The sequence below is a fragment of the Chryseobacterium lacus genome (assembly GCF_003336205.1).
Taxonomy (GTDB): Bacteria; Bacteroidota; Bacteroidia; order Flavobacteriales; family Weeksellaceae; genus Chryseobacterium_A; species Chryseobacterium_A lacus.
This window is the reverse complement of sequence record NZ_QPIE01000003.1, coordinates 103,479-119,113: the sequence shown is the minus strand read 5'-3', so window position 1 is coordinate 119,113 and position 15,635 is coordinate 103,479. Positions and strand designations below refer to the sequence as shown.

Sequence of the window (15,635 nt, the reverse complement as noted above, 5' to 3'; positions counted from 1 at the left end):
TCAGATTAACTTTTCTAAAATAAAGTACAAATATACAACGGGCGCGCAAATAATAAAACTGTCCAGCCGATCGAGAATTCCGCCGTGTCCTGGGATGATATTTCCGCTGTCTTTCACGCCGAAACTTCTTTTCAATTGGCTTTCTACCAAATCACCGAAGGGAGCAAATACGGATACCAAAAAGCCCACTACCATCCAGTTTCCGCGCAACCCCGGATTGTATTTTTCTATAAAAAACGCCAGAATAATGGTCAGAATTACTCCGCCGGCAAAGCCTTCCCAGGTTTTTTTGGGAGAAACTTTAGGCGCCATTTTATGTTTGCCAAAGAATTTTCCGGTGAGATAAGCAAAGGTGTCACTGCTCCAGATCAAAATAAAGAGGAAGAAAACTTCCAGGCTGAAGGTATTTTCATAAGCTGAATATCTGGGTAACCCTAAAGCAAAACCGAAAGGAAGTGCTGTATAAATAACTGTAAAAATCAGTTTTCCGCTGTCGTAATACAGCTCGTTTGTAGATCTGAAAAGCGTCACCACAGCGATTAAAATAAGGGAAAGTGCCAGAATTTCAGTCAGCCGGAAATTGAAAAAGAAATCGTGATAAAAAAATCTTTTTGAAAACAGATAGAATATGAAAATGGCCAAGGGAAATACAATCCATTTTTCGTAACCGCCTCCGAATTTCATGATCCGCATGCATTCCCAGGCTCCGGCCAAAAAGAAAAATGACATTAAACCATAGAAAAGGTAATGCTGTTTTATCGTTAACGGCAAAATGTTATTGAGCGTTTCAGCTCCGATAGGATGCACGCAAGCGATCAGTATCACGGCATAGATAAAACCTGATAAAACACGCTGAAGGAAATTTCTGTCCAAAATAATTAGTTAAAAATGATGAGATTAATCTTCCAGCAGAAGAAGGAAAAGCTTGGTATTGTTTTTAGACGGTGCGTCCAGTTTATTCTGGCTTCCGCTGATAGAAGTGAGGTTTTTCACATTTCCGTTTCTTTTGATTTTGCTCATGGCTTCGTTCAGGTTGGAAACAATCTGTGAAATATTAGCCATTACGATTACTTTTTCCGGAAGACGAGATGAGTGAAAATGCTTGATATTATTATGCGAAAGCATGATTCTGCCGTCGAACGCAATTAAATATTCACAAGTAATGAATGCCGCATCATTATACAGTTCCAGATCGTTCGTGTACTGAGTTTTTACAACATCCAAAAAACTACGCAATTCCTTGTCACAACAAAAAATGGAACGAATCCCTTCAATTTTAATGATTTGGTTCAGGGTCTGAAGAGCTTCGGCTTCATCGGCACAATAATTAAAAAAACCACCGGAATGGGTGAAAAGCTGCGCAAATTTATAGTCCAGATCAGCATTTCTAAGCGAATCTCCCAGTTTTTCCAGGCTTTGGCTTTCCTCGTCCTCAGGCTGGTTCATTATTTTGCTGACTATTTTTTTAAATAAGCTCAACTTTTATTAGGTTTTTAAGATGAATACAAAAATAGAAAATAATTTAAATTTTCATGAAAATGAACTTTAAAATATAAAAAAATCCGATATTTTAAGTAATATCGGACTTATTATATTAAAGCTGATCTCCGCCTCCGCTTTCCGGAGACGCTATACTATTTTTTTCCTCCTGCTTCTGATCCTCCACAGTGACTTCTTCTACAAGTTTATTTTCCTTGTTGCTCACCGGAGTTTCGGTCAGTTCAGGATCCCAGGCTCTTTTTCCGAAAATCTCTTCAAGGTCTTCGCGGAAAATAACTTCTTTTTCAAGGAGTTTTTGAGCCAGCGCATCCAGTTTGTCCCGATTTGTTGCCAGAATTTCCAAAGCTCTTACATATTGATGTTCAATAATTTTGGATATTTCACTATCGATCAGTTTGGCCGTCTCGTTAGAATATGGTTTTCCGAAATTATATTCGCTTTGTCCGGAGCTGTCGTAATAGGAAATATTTCCAATTTTATCGTTTAATCCGTAGATGGTCACCATAGCCTGAGCCTGTTTTGTCACTCTTTCCAAATCGGAAAGTGCACCGGTAGAAATGTTACCAAAAACGGTTTGTTCTGCAGCTCTTCCGCCTAAGGTGGCGCAAATCTCGTCGTACATTTGTTCTGTTGTGGTCAGGGATCTTTCTTCCGGTAAATACCAAGCTGCACCCAATGATCTTCCTCTCGGCACGATCGTTACTTTCAATAACGGAGCTGCATGTTCTACCAACCATGAAATGGCGGCATGACCAGCTTCGTGATAGGCAACTCTTCTTTTTTCAGAAGGTTTTATGGCTTTATTTTTCTTCTCTAAACCTCCAATAATCCGATCAACCGCATCTAGGAAATCTTGTTTGGTTACGGTTTCATGATTGTTTCTTGCTGCTATTAAGGCTGCTTCATTACACAGATTGGCGATGTCTGCACCGCTAAATCCGGGAGTTTGTTTGGCGAGAAAATCTCTGTCTACATTATCGTCCAATTTAATTTTTGATAAATGCACATCCAGAATTTGTCGCCTTTCGTGAAGTTCCGGCAAATCAACATAAATGGATCTGTCAAAACGGCCAGCCCGCATCAAGGCTTTGTCCAGAATATCTGCACGGTTGGTAGCCGCCATTACGATAACATTGGTATCCGTTCCGAAGCCGTCCATTTCTGTAAGAAGCTGGTTCAGTGTGTTTTCTCTTTCGTCATTTCCGCCTGTGAAATTTCCTTTACCTCTGGCTCTTCCGATGGCATCTATTTCATCAATAAAAATAATGGCGGGAGATTTCGCTTTTGCCTGTGCAAATAAATCGCGAACTCTGGAAGCACCGACACCTACAAACATTTCAACAAAATCTGATCCCGAAAGAGAGAAGAAAGGTACTTTTGCTTCGCCGGCAACAGCTTTTGCCAATAAGGTTTTTCCCGTTCCCGGAGGACCTACTAAAAGCACGCCTTTTGGAATTTTGCCTCCCAATTTGGTGTATTTCTCTGAATTTTTCAGGAAATCTACTACTTCCTGAACCTCTTCTTTTGCACCTTCCAGTCCGGCAACATCTTTGAAAGTCACATTTATTTTATCTTTTTCATCAAAAAGCTTGGCTCTTGATTTCCCGATAGAGAAAATTTGTCCGCCAGGGCCACCAGGTCCTGCCATTCTTCTGAAGAAAACGAAATAAATGATGAACATGATGAAAAGCCCGATGCCGATTTGAATCAGTATTTCCTGCATCGCCGATCCTGCACGGTCTACATTTTTAGTAGTGGTGAGTTGAGGATTTTCTGCTTTTATCTTGTCAAATTTTTCTAAAAAAAGGCGAAGGTCACCATATTTCAGTGTATAATCTGCGCTGGGCGCCGGATTGAGCCCGGAAAACGGACTTTTTTGTTCATTGGTTTTGGCTAATTCTTTTTTAGCTGTAGCCGTAAGAAAAACATCGGCAGTATAATTGTCCCGGTAAGCTTTCACATTCTGAACCTTTCCTTCTTGCATCAAGGTGAAATATTCTTCTTCTGTGATTTCCTGTATATCGGAAGACCCGAAAAAGCCCATCGCGAAATACAGTATAATTCCCATAATTGCAATGGGAAAAAACCAGTTAAATCCTTTATTGTTCATTAAGTTTGTTCTTTAAGATTAAGCTTCGATTTTTGTGATTTTGGCATCACCCCAGAGTTCTTCGATTTCGTAATACTCCCGAACTTCTTTTTGGAATATATGAACGACTACGGATACATAATCTACTAATACCCAAAGGGCATTTTCGGAGCCTTCTACATGCCAAGGCCTTTCGTGCAGTTCGTTTCTTACTTTTTTCTCGATATTCCCTGCAAGAGCAGAGACTTGGGTATTGGAATTTCCGCTACAAATGATGAATGTTTCGGCTACAGAATTTTCAATTCCGGTAAGGTCAAAAATCATGATATCTTCACCTTTGGTATCCTGTATTGCATCTACGATTTTATCTATTAGTTGCTGTTTATCAGTATTTTTACTCATTAAAATTTTCTCTAATCTGCAAATTTATTGTTTTTTCTTTATTTTCACGTTTTTAAAAGTATTAAAACTTTCTTAAATGAGTCCGCTCTTATACCTTCAACATTGCCTTTCCACGAATGATGAGATCCTCCTTCATCCGAATTTCCAAAGCACCGATGTGATTGGGATGTATACTTTTCACCAGACCAAAGGTCGCGGACAGTATGGCAATTCGTGGAAATCAACTGAGCATCAGAATGTTGCCTTTACTATAGCAGTTGAGGAAACACATTTTAAAAACTCAGGTGCATTGATCAATTTTTATACCGCAGTCATTCTCAGGGATTTTATTGCCAATCTGACAAAAAGCGAAGTGAAAATTAAATGGCCGAATGATTTAATCATCAAGAATAAAAAAGTAGCAGGAATTTTAATTGAGAAAAAAGCCCACAAATATATTATCGGAATCGGGATTAATGTGCTGCAGAAAGATTTTATCGACTTGCCGAAAGCTGGAAGTATCCTGACACAAACTGGGAAAATGGTGGATCTTCACTTGCTTGCACGAGGTCTTTTCCAACGTTTCTCATATTTATTTAGTCTTAAAATACCGGAAGATATCGTTTCGGTTTACAATAAGCATCTTTTCAGAAAAGATGAAATTTCCGTTTTTGAGATCAAAGGAGTACGACAAAATGGCATTATTCAGCAGACCGATTCTGGTGGTTATTTATGGATAAATTTAGAAAAAGACGGCGTTCGCAAATTTTCCCATAAAGAAATTGAACTGCTTTACTGATTGGCTCTTTTAAAATATAAGTAGGCTGCGAGCGGCGTGAAAACCATATTTGGCAGCCACATGGCCAGCAATGGCGACAGCGTTTTATTTTCAGAAACAATTTTCAGGGCTTCAAATGAGAATACAAATACAAATGCAAGAGAAATTCCGATTGCTAAATTAACACCCAAACCGCCTCTTTTCTTCTGTGAAGAAAGTGACAGCGCCAGAAATGTGAGTACGATGACCGCAACTGGCATAGAAGTCCGCTGATGAAGTTCATTCAAATGGGTATTCAGGTTGCTGTTTCCTTTTTCCCGTTCTCTGTTGATAAAGTTGGTTAGTTCCGGCGTTGTTTTGCTCTGGCTTAGCAGCACATCCGGGAAAAGTTCCTCAGGAGGAAAGCCGAAACTGCGGGTCATTTCGTTGCCATTGTTCAGGCGCTCGGTATCGTCTTTGTTGATAGTTTTTTCGTGAAAACTGGTAAGAATAAATACTTTTTTCTGCGGATCCCAGTTCATTTCCGAAGCTAAGATTTGGTAAGTGAGTTTTTTGTTTTTATCAAATTTTTTATAAGCAAACCCCGAACCCCTTTTTTCTTTTTTGTTGTAACTGTGGATGAAAATAAATTCATCCTTATTGATTTGGGTAGAAACCGGCGCACTTCCAATAATTTTCTCTCGGTTGGCCGCGCTGTAAGTGTACACTTCCAGTTCATTTTTTTTCACATTCGCCCAAGGCAATACGAAATGATTAATGAGCAAAGAAGCTGTTGCAATGAAAAGTGAAGTGATCAGATAGGGTTTTGCAAATCTGTGAAAACTGGCTCCACTGCTGATGATGGCTACAATTTCCGTGTTGTTGGCCATTCGGGAAGTGAAAAAAATAACGGAAATAAATACCAGAATTGACATGAAAGTCATGACCAGATAAATAATCCAGAAGGGATAATAATTGATCAGGAAATGAGACAGTTCGAAACCGTTGTCCTGGATTCTCGGTTTTTTGGCCTGAACATCAATAATCAGAACCACAACTGACAGCAACAGCAAAATAAACCCGAACGTTCCGAGGTATTTTCTGATGATGTATCTGTCAATAATTCCCATTATTCTTTATTCTGATGTTTTATAAACGTTGTCTGAGCGCCGGCGTAACAGAATCTTTCCATTCATAAAAATCTCCTGCAACGATATGTTGGCGCGCAGTTTTCACCAGATCCAGATAGAATGCCAAGTTATGAATAGATGCTATTTGCTTGGCCAGATATTCTTTGGCAATAAAAAGATGCCTTACATACGCTTTCGAGTATTCTCTGTCTACAAAGCTGGTTCCGAATTCATCCAGGTCGGAGAAATCATTTTTCCACTTTTCGTTTTTCATGTTCATCACCCCGTTCCAGGTGAAGAGCATTGCATTTCGCGCATTTCGGGTCGGCATAACGCAGTCCATCATATCAATTCCCAAACCGATGGATTCCAAAATATTCCATGGCGTTCCTACACCCATTAAATATCTTGGTTTTGCTACCGGTAAAATATCGGTTACAATATCGGTGATGCGGTACATTTCTTCTTCTGGCTCGCCAACAGACAGTCCGCCAATGGCATTTCCGATAGCATCTGCTTCTGAAATCACCTCGGCAGAAATTTTCCTTAAATCTGAATATACTGAACCCTGAACAATAGGGAACAAATGTTGTTTATGACCATAAAGTTCGGGATTTTCTCCGCACCAACTGATGCATCTCTTCAACCAGCGATGGGTGAGTTCCATTGAGGTTTTTGCCTGATTGTATTCACACGGATAAGGCGTACATTCATCAAAAGCCATGAAAATATCCGCACCAATTTGTCTTTGGATTTCCATCGATTTTTCCGGAGAAATAAAGTGAAAGCTTCCGTCGATATGAGATTTAAATTTAACACCTTCTTCCGTCATTTTCCTTGAATCGGAAAGCGAGAAAACCTGATAACCACCGGAATCCGTGAGGATAGGAAGGTCCCATTTCATAAATTGGTGAAGTCCGCCTGCATTTTGCATCACTTCCATTCCGGGCCGCAAATAAAGGTGATAGGTATTTCCGAGAATGATTTCAGCTTTGATGTCCTCTTTCAGCTCGTGCTGATGGACCGTTTTTACGGAAGCTACTGTTCCGACGGGCATGAAAATCGGTGTTTGAATCTGGCCATGGCTGGTAGAAATGACTCCCGCTCTGGCTTTGCTTTCTGTTTTTTTTTCTATTTCAAAAAATGGCTGCATATATTTTATCTTGGAGCAGAGGTGATTTCAGGATTTCCTTTCAGTTTCTTTTCGACGAATTTTTTGGCATCAGGATGTTCTTTCAGAATAATGTCCTGAGCTTTGATCAGAACCTCATCCATTTCCTTTTTCATGATGTAATATTTGTAACTTTCTGTAAAATCTTCTGCTTTTATCTTGTGTTTTTTCAAAATCTCCTGAGTTTCTTTCTGCATTTTACTTCCGGGTTCAGCCAGAAGTTCCTGTTGGCGGAGGGTCATTTCGGCTATTATTTCTGCCATTTGGTTTTTTGAAAGTGGCTTTTCCGGCACGTCCACATATTCGGTACATGCTGTTGTGATTAAAATCAGAAATAGGAATATGAGTTGCTTTTTCATGAATTATAATCTGTTGATCAGCGATTTCCATTTCAAATTAAGCACTCCGAAAATAGCTTCACCAATAATGCCGCCATTCATTTTGCTTTCTCCCTGCACTCTGTTGGTAAAAATAATTGGCACTTCGATAATTTTCACTCCTTTTTTGTACGCTCTGAATTTCATCTCTACCTGAAAACCGTAACCTTTCAGTTTTATTTTATGAAGCCCGATTTTTTGGAGAGTTTCCCGCGAAAAACAAACAAAACCTGCCGTAGTATCATACACAGGAATTCCCAGAACAAACCGGACATAACGCGAGGCGAAATAAGAAAGCAACACCCTTCCCATAGGCCAGTTTACGACATTTACGCCATTGCAATACCGGGAACCCACACTCATTCCGCCTTTTTTGCAGGCTTCAAAAAGTTTGGGAAGGTCTTTTGGGTCGTGTGAAAAATCGGCATCCATTTCAAAAATGTAATCGTAATTATTTTTCAAAGCCCATTGAAATCCATGAATGTATGCTTTTCCCAATCCGTCTTTTACTTTTCTTACACTCAAATAAAGTTCTCCCGGATAATACTCCTGAAGATTTCTTACAATCTCGGAAGTGCCGTCGGGAGAAGAATCGTCCACTACCAGAATATGATATTCCTGCTGCAAAGCAAACACCGCTTCAATGATGTTTCGGATGTTTTCTTTTTCGTTATAAGTAGGTATGATGACGAGTTTCTTCATTTCAGGTGCAAAGATAGCGTATTTCCACTTTTGCTATTTAGGGTGTTTAAAATAATCTCTACTTTTGCAAAAAAAATACCTTTGATATTGGCACTGAATATCATCAGCACCATCAGAATTCCGGAAAATAACGACTGGGTTATCTTTATATTGCTCGGGTGTGGTTTTCTGTACTTATTCATGATTATTTCGCTGCAACGGGATGCTACTATCAGAGAATTTCTTTTGCAGCCGTTTGAGGATTCCAGCAATCAAATCTTGAGCTGGATGATTGTTTCATTGGTGTACTGTATCTCTTTGTCGGTATTGGTTTCTCAATATATTCCATTTGTACCACAAATCGTTGCTGAGAAAGAAATTCTTGGATATCAGTTGAATAAAATTGGCTATACGATGCTGAGTGTTTTTTTGTTCTATTTCGGCAGAATGATTCTCAGTTATTTGTTTTACCAAAGTATCGCTGATTCCAGAAAATGGCCTTTATTTTATTTTGCTGCGACGAAGTTTTACTTTGTGGTTTCGCTGATCCTCATGGCTCTCATTATTGTTCATTATTACTTCGGTATCAATAAGGCAGAAGTATTTCCATATTATATTTTGGGCCTTTGCTGTATTTTTGCATTTAAAAATCTGTTCTATCTGTTTCACCCTCAGAAGGTTTTCCCGTCAGAATGGTATTATAAAATTTTGTATATTTGCACCCTCCAATTTGTGCCATTGTTGGCACTGTGGAAACTGTTGTTTTTTTAAGAAAAATTGAAATGAAAATAAAATCTATTCTTGTATCTCAGCCTGCTCCTAATGAATCTTCTCCTTATCTGGAAATGGCAAAAAAAGAGAAAATAAAAATAGACTTCAGGCCTTTTATTCACGTAGAAGGGGTAGACAATAAAGAACTGAGGACGCAGAAAATAGATCTTTCCCATTACACGGGGATTATCTTTACCAGCAAAAACGCAATCGATCATTATTTCCGGTTGGCAGAGGAAATGCGCTTTAGCGTGCCGGATTCTATGAGGTATATCTGCCAAAGCGAGGCTGTTGCCAATTACCTTCAGAAACACATCATTTACAGAAAAAGAAAAATCAGTTTTGGAGAAAAGAATTTTGCCGATCTGGCTCCTCTTTTTAAGAAATATCCTTCCGAAAAGTATCTTATTCCTACCTCAGATGTCATGAGTCCTGATATTCCGGTAACGCTGGATAAAGCCAATATTGACTGGACCAGATCCATCATGTACCGAACTGTTTGTTCGGATTTGTCGGATATTAATATTGAAGATTACGATATGCTCGTTTTCTTCAGTCCACAAGGGATTCGTTCGCTATTTCAAAATTTTGAAAATTTTAAGCAAGGCAAAACCAAAATTGGCGTTTTCGGCACCACGACACAAAGTGCTGCGGAAGAATCCGGATTGGTAGTGAATGTAATGGCACCTACCAAGGAAAACCCTTCCATGACGATGGCAATAGAAAAATATATCAGAGGTTTAGGTAAATAATTTCCTAAAAATAAGCCAATAGCCGTCTTTTCAGTGTGAAAAGATGGCTTTTTTATTATAATTTTGATTTCTAAATTTTTTAAATGAAAGCTCCCGTAGCGCAAAAAATAAAAAAAGTTCTGGAAACCCATGGCGATCAACGTATTGATCATTATTTCTGGCTGAACGAAAGAGAAAATCCTGAAACGGTCCGATATCTGGAACAGGAGAATGAATACGCCGCTTTCATGATGAAGGATACTATCGAGCTTCAGGAAGCGCTGTATGAGGAAATGAAATCCCGCTACAAAAAAGATGACGAAAGTATTCCTTATTTTTTCAATGATTATTGGTATATCGTCCGTTACGAAGAGAATAAAGAATATCCCTTATTTTGCCGTAAATATCTTTCTTTAGATCAGACGGAAGAACTGATGTTCGATACCAACCTTCTTGCGGAAGGACATTCTTATTTTGATTTCGGAAGTGCTGCCGTAAGCACTGATAATGAATTGGCTGCCTTTTCTACCGATACAGTCGGAAGAAGAATTTATACCATTCAAATCAAAAATCTGAAAACAGGAGAACTTTTACCCGATAATATTGAGAATACCACCGGAAAAGTCGTTTGGGCTAATGATAACCAACATTTCTTCTATATCCGGAAAGACAAAAACCTTCGCGCATTTCAGGTTTTTCGGCACGAGTTGGGAACCGATTCTTCTCAGGATGTTCTGATTTTTCATGAAAAAGATGAAGCTTTTGATGTAAATGTTTACAAAACAAAATCGCTGAAATACATTTTTATTGGCAGTTCAAGTACAGTGTCGGATGAACATCGATTTATACCTGCAGATCAGGTTTTTGCAGATTGGAAAATAGTACAGCGACGAAAAGAAAATCTGGAATATTCCATTGAACATTACCAAAACGATTTCTACATCATTACGAATGCGCAAGATGCTTTCAATTTCAAATTGGTGAAAACTTCCGTAGATCATTGTGAAATGAAATTCTGGAAAGAAATTATCCCTCACCGTCAAGAAATTTTATTGGAAGGTTTTGAGATTTTTGCCCAACATTTGGTATTGGAAGAAAGAAAAGGAGGCCTTTTGCAGATTAATATAATCAATCAGATGACTGGAAATTCTCATTATCTGGAGTTTTCTGATCCGGCTTACACCGCATTTATCGGAATTAATCTGGAATTTGATACCACCAAGCTCCGTTATGGTTATACTTCTTTGACCCAACCGAATGCTTCATTTGAATATGATATGGACAAGAAAACCACAATACTTCTGAAACAGCAGGAAGTTTTGGGCGGAGATTTTCATCCGGGAAATTATATTTCTGAGAGAATATGGGCACCATCCCGGGATGGAGTTACTAAAGTGCCGATTTCACTGGTGTATCGCAAAAACACACAAAAATCTCCTGAAACTCCACTGCTTTTATATGGCTACGGAAGTTATGGGCATACGGTAGATGCGAGTTTTTCTAACGTAAGATTGTCTCTTTTAGACCGGGGTTTTGTTTATGCCATTGCACATATTCGAGGCGGTGAATATCTGGGCAGAACCTGGTATGAAGACGGAAAAATGCTCCGTAAAAAGAATACTTTTTATGATTTTATAGATGCGGCGAAATTTCTCATTACAGAAAGTTACACCTCATCTGCCCATCTTTATGCGATGGGCGGAAGTGCAGGCGGACTTTTGGTAGGAGCTGTCATGAATATGGAGCCGGAACTTTTTAACGGAATTATCGCTCAGGTACCTTTTGTAGATGTGGTAACCACTATGCTGGATGAAACAATTCCGTTGACGACGGGAGAATTTGACGAATGGGGAAATCCCAAAGAGGAGGAGTATTATCACTACATTAAATCTTATTCGCCTTATGATAATGTAGAACCGAGAAAATATCCTAATATTCTGATTACAACTGGTTTTCATGATTCGCAAGTACAATATTGGGAACCTGCAAAATGGGTTTGTAAGCTTCGTGAATTAAAAACCAACGATAACATTTTACTGTTTAAAACCGACATGAGTTCAGGTCATGGGGGAGCCAGCGGACGGTTTGAAAGCCTGAAAGAAGATGCCTTGGAATTTGCATTTTTGCTAAAATTAGAAAATAAAAAATGAAGAACGAAACAGAACTCTGGAAAGAAGTAGAACGTTTTTTCCAGGAAAATTTTGATACCGAAAAACACCCTACAATAGATACCCTGCTTTTCCTTATCGGCATTCAGGAGCTGGGCAGTGGAAAACAAAAATATTCTAAAGACGACAAATTAAACCTCATTCATATTGCGGTTTGCCGGCTTTTGGAACCTTTCGGATATTATCGGTTTTCTCATTATGATGACGATGGTTATCCCCATTTCGAAACTTTGGATGTGCTTCCGGAATTGAAACCGAATGAGCAGCAGATTCTGATGAAGAAAGCCATCATTCAGTATTTCGTGGATGAAGAGCTGTTTCCCGAAGATATTTCAATACTGGAATAGAAAATATCTGTTAAAAATCATTTTTTTGAAACAATATGTACAATATATTGTCGCATTATCTGTTTTTATATTGTTAAAATCAGTAATTTTAACATTTGAATTTAATTTTTGAATGAACAATAAATTCATCCCTATCATTTCGGTGTTTATGACGATTTCTTTAATCGTCTTTGTCACACTGCAATTTTATTGGCTCAAAGGATATTATGAGGCATTGGAACAGGACTTCTCCAATAAAGTTCACGCCGCATTAGAGTCCTCTGTCAAAAAAATAAATGATCAGGAAGTAGAGAAATACTACGCCCGATACAAGAATTTCGATCAGGAAGCGATCGCAAATGCGGATCAGCCTACACTTACGCTCATTCAAACGGTGGAAGATTCGGCAAGTAAAAGGCAAATCACAACTTATAAAAATATCATTGAAAAACAGAGTATTCCGATTTCTCCGCAAGGTGATAGTTTGAATCTTACCAAAATGTACACTGATGAGGCTTTGATTACCATCAAAAAAAATCAGAATACACCCGAGTTGCTTACTGCAGAACAAAATTCACAGATTGAAAGTGGTGAATTCAATTTCCGCGAATTTGCTCAGCTTAATGTAAAAGATCTGCCAATAGATCAAAGAGTGGATCAAAACAGCATTGATTCTTTGGTTTCCAGAGAATTGAAAATGAAGGGAATAGATACCAAATTCGGTTATGGAATAATTGATAGTAAAGATCAGCTTACCACAGTCGCAAGCAGTATTTATAAAGACGAAAAAAATGCCGACAGCTATTCTTTCCCGTTGTATCTGGACAGTAATGATCAGATCCAATATAGTCTGGCGTTAGTCTTCCCGAGGAAAGGATATTCTTTGGCGAAAAATAATTTGCCCATGCTATTGGGAACATTTCTGTCGCTTCTCACGATCTTAGGAATTTATATCATTTCCATCAATTATATGATGAAACAAAAGAAAATAGCTGAGGTAAAAACGGATTTCATCAATAACATGTCACATGAGTTCAAAACACCTTTAGCCACGATTTCAGTAGCGACGGATTCGCTTGCCAATGACAAAATTTCCAATAATCCTGAGAAGGTAAAATATTATTCACATCTGATTAAGCAGGAAAATCTCAGGATGAAAAAGCAGATAGAAAATGTCCTGAACATGAGCAAACTGGAAAGAAATGAGGTTCAGCTTTTTCTGAAAGAAACCAATCTCAGAAATTTAATCCGGGAAATTACAGAAAGTTTCAGCCTCATCGTTGCGCAGCGTGACGGCACGATAACTCAGGAATTTACCGCCGACCGTTACATCGTAAAAGTAGATGAATTCCATATTTCCAATGCGCTCATCAATCTTTTGGATAATGCCAATAAATATTCACCGGAAGTACCCGAAATCTCGGTGAAAACCAAAAGCGACAATCACTGGTATATCATCGAAATTTCGGATAAAGGAATTGGATTGGACAGCGATAATAAAAAGAAAATTTTTGAAAAATTCTTTCGAGAGGAGACGGGAAATATTCATAATGTAAAAGGACAGGGACTAGGACTTTCCTATGTAAAAAAAATAGTAGAGCTTCATAAGGGACAAATTCTGGTGGAATCGCACAAAGGAAAAGGAAGTACCTTTACACTGAAATTGCCCATGACGTCGTAACCTAAATTAAGAATAACAAAAACAAAATAAAATGAACAACAGGATTTTATTAGTAGAAGACGACCAAAGCTTCGGTGCTGTACTGAAAGATTATTTAACCATTAATAATTTTGAAGTAACACTCGCGACCGACGGAGAACAAGGCCTGAAAGAATTCACGGAAAATGAATACGATATTTGTATTTTCGATGTGATGATGCCCAAAAAAGACGGTTTCAGCTTGGCAGAAGATGTGAAAAAAATTGATAAAAACACCCCTATTATTTTCCTTACGGCTAAGAATCTGAGAGAAGATATTTTGCGCGGATATCAAATTGGGGCAGACGATTATATTACCAAACCTTTTGATACCGAATTGCTTCTTTATAAAATAAAAGCGATTCTGCAGCGCAGCAGCACGATTGAAAATGAAGAGCAAGAACAGTTCAAAATGAGTAATATTTATTTCGATTCCATGCTGCGGCAACTCAGAGTAGGCGATAATGAATATAAACTCTCTCCCAAAGAAAATGAATTGCTGAAATTACTTTGTATTCACCGCAATGATTTTATGCCCAGAGATCTGGCTCTAAGAAAAATCTGGAAAAAAGAAAATTATTTCACCGCCAGAAGTATGGATGTTTACATTGCCAAGCTTCGCAAACTGCTGAAAGATGATGATGGGCTGGAGATCATCAATGTTCACGGTGAAGGATTCAGGCTCCTCGTAAAACATTAACTTCCTTTGTTTTAAAAGCATCATTTGTAAAATTTTGCTAAATTTGATGCTTTTACTTTTTAAATTTAAAATATAATGAAAAACTATTTAAATATTTTTCTTGCATCAGGATTACTTCTTACTGCTTGTTCTAAAGATCAAACAACCAATACAACAGCCAATGAAAACGCTGTTACATCCAATGATTCATTAACTGTAGATTCTGCTATGGTCAATACACGGGGCGAAGCAAATACCGTTGCGGCCAATTCAGCTTCCGGTTTAAATCCTGAACACGGACAACCGGGACACCGTTGTGATATTCCGGTTGGTGCTCCGCTCAATTCAGCTCCTTCTGTTACTCAGGCACCTGTTGCAGCAACTGGAGGCGGTTTCAATACCAATCCCTTAGCACAATCCAGAAGCGTTAATGCTCCAGCTCCTGTTGCAGTTCCCACACCGGCTCCGGCTCCACAACCCGCTCCACAACCCACAGCGAAAAAAACTGCGCCCGGAATGAATCCACCACATGGTGAACCCGGCCACCGTTGCGATATTGCCGTAGGAGCTCCTTTGAACAGTGCGCCAGCTAAACCTGCAACAGCACCGCAACAAACACAAACCATTACTCCGGTTTCCAATCCAGCTCCTGTTGCAGAAAAGGCAGCTACTGCCAGCACCGCACCAGGAATGAATCCTCCACATGGAGAACCCGGCCACCGATGTGATATTGCTGTAGGCGCACCTTTAAAATAAAAATTGTAACTTTGCAAATCAATGGCAAAGAAACTGAGTATTTTCCTGTTGATTTTTGCTTTGGGTTTATTTATTACACCCAAACAGATGCTTTTTGCCCAAGCAGAATCGATATGCTGTATTGCAGATTCAGATTCGAAAGACTGTTGTCAGTCCTCACAGGAAACTCAGGAAAAACCATGTCACGATTCAGGCAGTAAAGAACATTCCTGTGAAGGATGCCTTACCTGTACTGCCTGTCATCTTCATATTGCTTTTTTTTCCGTTCCTATTTCGGGATTCTCAACGGATATTCTCAGGGTTTTACCTGTCGAAAAAAAGGCGTTCGCTTATATTACTCCCGAAATTTTGGATGTTAATTCCAAAATCTGGCATCCTCCTAAAATAGTTTAATTTTTTATTGATAGCCAAAATTATGT

Annotated in this window: 17 protein-coding genes; 9 read left to right on the top strand and 8 right to left on the bottom strand. The window is 38.8% G+C overall.

The window, feature by feature from the left end; genetic code table 11:
- From DQ356_RS04425 to rsfS, 4 genes are all read right to left on the bottom strand, one after another.
- Positions 1 to 873, bottom strand: coding sequence for a phosphatidate cytidylyltransferase (locus DQ356_RS04425; RefSeq protein ID WP_114303269.1), 873 nt, complete (start codon positions 871 to 873; stop codon positions 1 to 3).
- Between the two features lie 24 nt (positions 874 to 897).
- A complete protein-coding gene (locus DQ356_RS04420; RefSeq protein WP_114303268.1) occupies positions 898 to 1,479 on the bottom strand; it encodes an LUD domain-containing protein in 582 nt (193 codons plus the stop codon).
- 115 nt (positions 1,480 to 1,594) lie between these two features.
- Positions 1,595 to 3,610, bottom strand: a complete 2,016-nt coding sequence (ftsH, locus tag DQ356_RS04415; protein ID WP_114303267.1) for an ATP-dependent zinc metalloprotease FtsH — start codon at positions 3,608 to 3,610, stop codon at positions 1,595 to 1,597.
- Positions 3,611 to 3,628: 18 nt separating this feature from the next.
- Entirely contained in the window at positions 3,629 to 3,991 is a 363-nt protein-coding gene (gene rsfS, locus DQ356_RS04410) for a ribosome silencing factor (protein ID WP_114303266.1), read from the bottom strand.
- 76 nt (positions 3,992 to 4,067) lie between these two features.
- Here rsfS and DQ356_RS04405 point away from each other — a divergent pair, with 76 nt between their 5' ends.
- The gene (locus tag DQ356_RS04405; RefSeq protein ID WP_114303265.1) at positions 4,068 to 4,769 is read left to right on the top strand and encodes a biotin--[acetyl-CoA-carboxylase] ligase; all 702 of its coding nucleotides are present in this window, start codon (positions 4,068 to 4,070) and stop codon (positions 4,767 to 4,769) included.
- Here the strand turns inward: DQ356_RS04405 and DQ356_RS04400 are convergent.
- The 4 genes from DQ356_RS04400 to DQ356_RS04385 are packed head-to-tail and all read right to left on the bottom strand — an operon-like array spanning position 4,763 to position 8,107.
- The gene (locus tag DQ356_RS04400) at positions 4,763 to 5,857 is read right to left on the bottom strand and encodes an LptF/LptG family permease (protein WP_114303264.1); all 1,095 of its coding nucleotides are present in this window, start codon (positions 5,855 to 5,857) and stop codon (positions 4,763 to 4,765) included. The two genes, DQ356_RS04405 and DQ356_RS04400, sit on opposite strands and share 7 nt — an antisense overlap.
- Positions 5,858 to 5,876: 19 nt before the next feature.
- Positions 5,877 to 7,010: a tRNA guanosine(34) transglycosylase Tgt gene (gene tgt, locus DQ356_RS04395; protein WP_114303263.1), complete on the bottom strand. Its 1,134-nt coding sequence runs from the start codon at positions 7,008 to 7,010 to the stop codon at positions 5,877 to 5,879.
- A 5-nt stretch (positions 7,011 to 7,015) separates the two neighbouring features.
- On the bottom strand, positions 7,016 to 7,387 hold the full coding sequence (locus DQ356_RS04390) for a DUF4296 domain-containing protein (protein WP_114303262.1): 372 nt from the start codon (positions 7,385 to 7,387) through the stop codon (positions 7,016 to 7,018).
- Between the two features lie 3 nt (positions 7,388 to 7,390).
- Positions 7,391 to 8,107, bottom strand: a complete 717-nt coding sequence (locus DQ356_RS04385; protein ID WP_114303261.1) for a polyprenol monophosphomannose synthase — start codon at positions 8,105 to 8,107, stop codon at positions 7,391 to 7,393.
- A gap of 87 nt (positions 8,108 to 8,194) precedes the next feature.
- Here DQ356_RS04385 and DQ356_RS04380 point away from each other — a divergent pair, with 87 nt between their 5' ends.
- The 8 genes from DQ356_RS04380 (at position 8,195) to DQ356_RS04345 (ending at position 15,609) form a co-directional block, all read left to right on the top strand.
- Positions 8,195 to 8,857 carry a DUF4271 domain-containing protein gene (locus tag DQ356_RS04380; protein ID WP_228420640.1) on the top strand — a complete coding sequence of 221 codons (663 nt, stop codon included), beginning with the start codon at positions 8,195 to 8,197 and terminating at the stop codon, positions 8,855 to 8,857.
- An 11-nt stretch (positions 8,858 to 8,868) separates the two neighbouring features.
- The gene (locus DQ356_RS04375; protein WP_114303462.1) at positions 8,869 to 9,609 is read left to right on the top strand and encodes a uroporphyrinogen-III synthase; all 741 of its coding nucleotides are present in this window, start codon (positions 8,869 to 8,871) and stop codon (positions 9,607 to 9,609) included.
- A gap of 83 nt (positions 9,610 to 9,692) precedes the next feature.
- Positions 9,693 to 11,738 (top strand): S9 family peptidase, encoded by a 2,046-nt coding sequence (locus DQ356_RS04370; protein ID WP_114303259.1) that lies wholly within the window; start codon positions 9,693 to 9,695, stop codon positions 11,736 to 11,738.
- The gene (locus tag DQ356_RS04365; RefSeq protein WP_114303258.1) at positions 11,735 to 12,103 is read left to right on the top strand and encodes a hypothetical protein; all 369 of its coding nucleotides are present in this window, start codon (positions 11,735 to 11,737) and stop codon (positions 12,101 to 12,103) included. Before DQ356_RS04370 ends, DQ356_RS04365 begins: the two co-directional genes overlap by 4 nt.
- A 112-nt stretch (positions 12,104 to 12,215) precedes the next feature.
- Positions 12,216 to 13,763: a sensor histidine kinase gene (locus DQ356_RS04360; RefSeq protein ID WP_114303257.1), complete on the top strand. Its 1,548-nt coding sequence runs from the start codon at positions 12,216 to 12,218 to the stop codon at positions 13,761 to 13,763.
- A gap of 31 nt (positions 13,764 to 13,794) precedes the next feature.
- Entirely contained in the window at positions 13,795 to 14,481 is a 687-nt protein-coding gene (locus DQ356_RS04355; RefSeq protein WP_114303256.1) for a response regulator transcription factor, read from the top strand.
- A 75-nt stretch (positions 14,482 to 14,556) separates the two neighbouring features.
- Positions 14,557 to 15,216 (top strand): hypothetical protein, encoded by a 660-nt coding sequence (locus DQ356_RS04350; RefSeq protein ID WP_114303255.1) that lies wholly within the window; start codon positions 14,557 to 14,559, stop codon positions 15,214 to 15,216.
- 21 nt (positions 15,217 to 15,237) lie between these two features.
- Entirely contained in the window at positions 15,238 to 15,609 is a 372-nt protein-coding gene (locus DQ356_RS04345; protein ID WP_114303254.1) for a hypothetical protein, read from the top strand.
- Positions 15,610 to 15,635 lie beyond the last annotated feature (26 nt).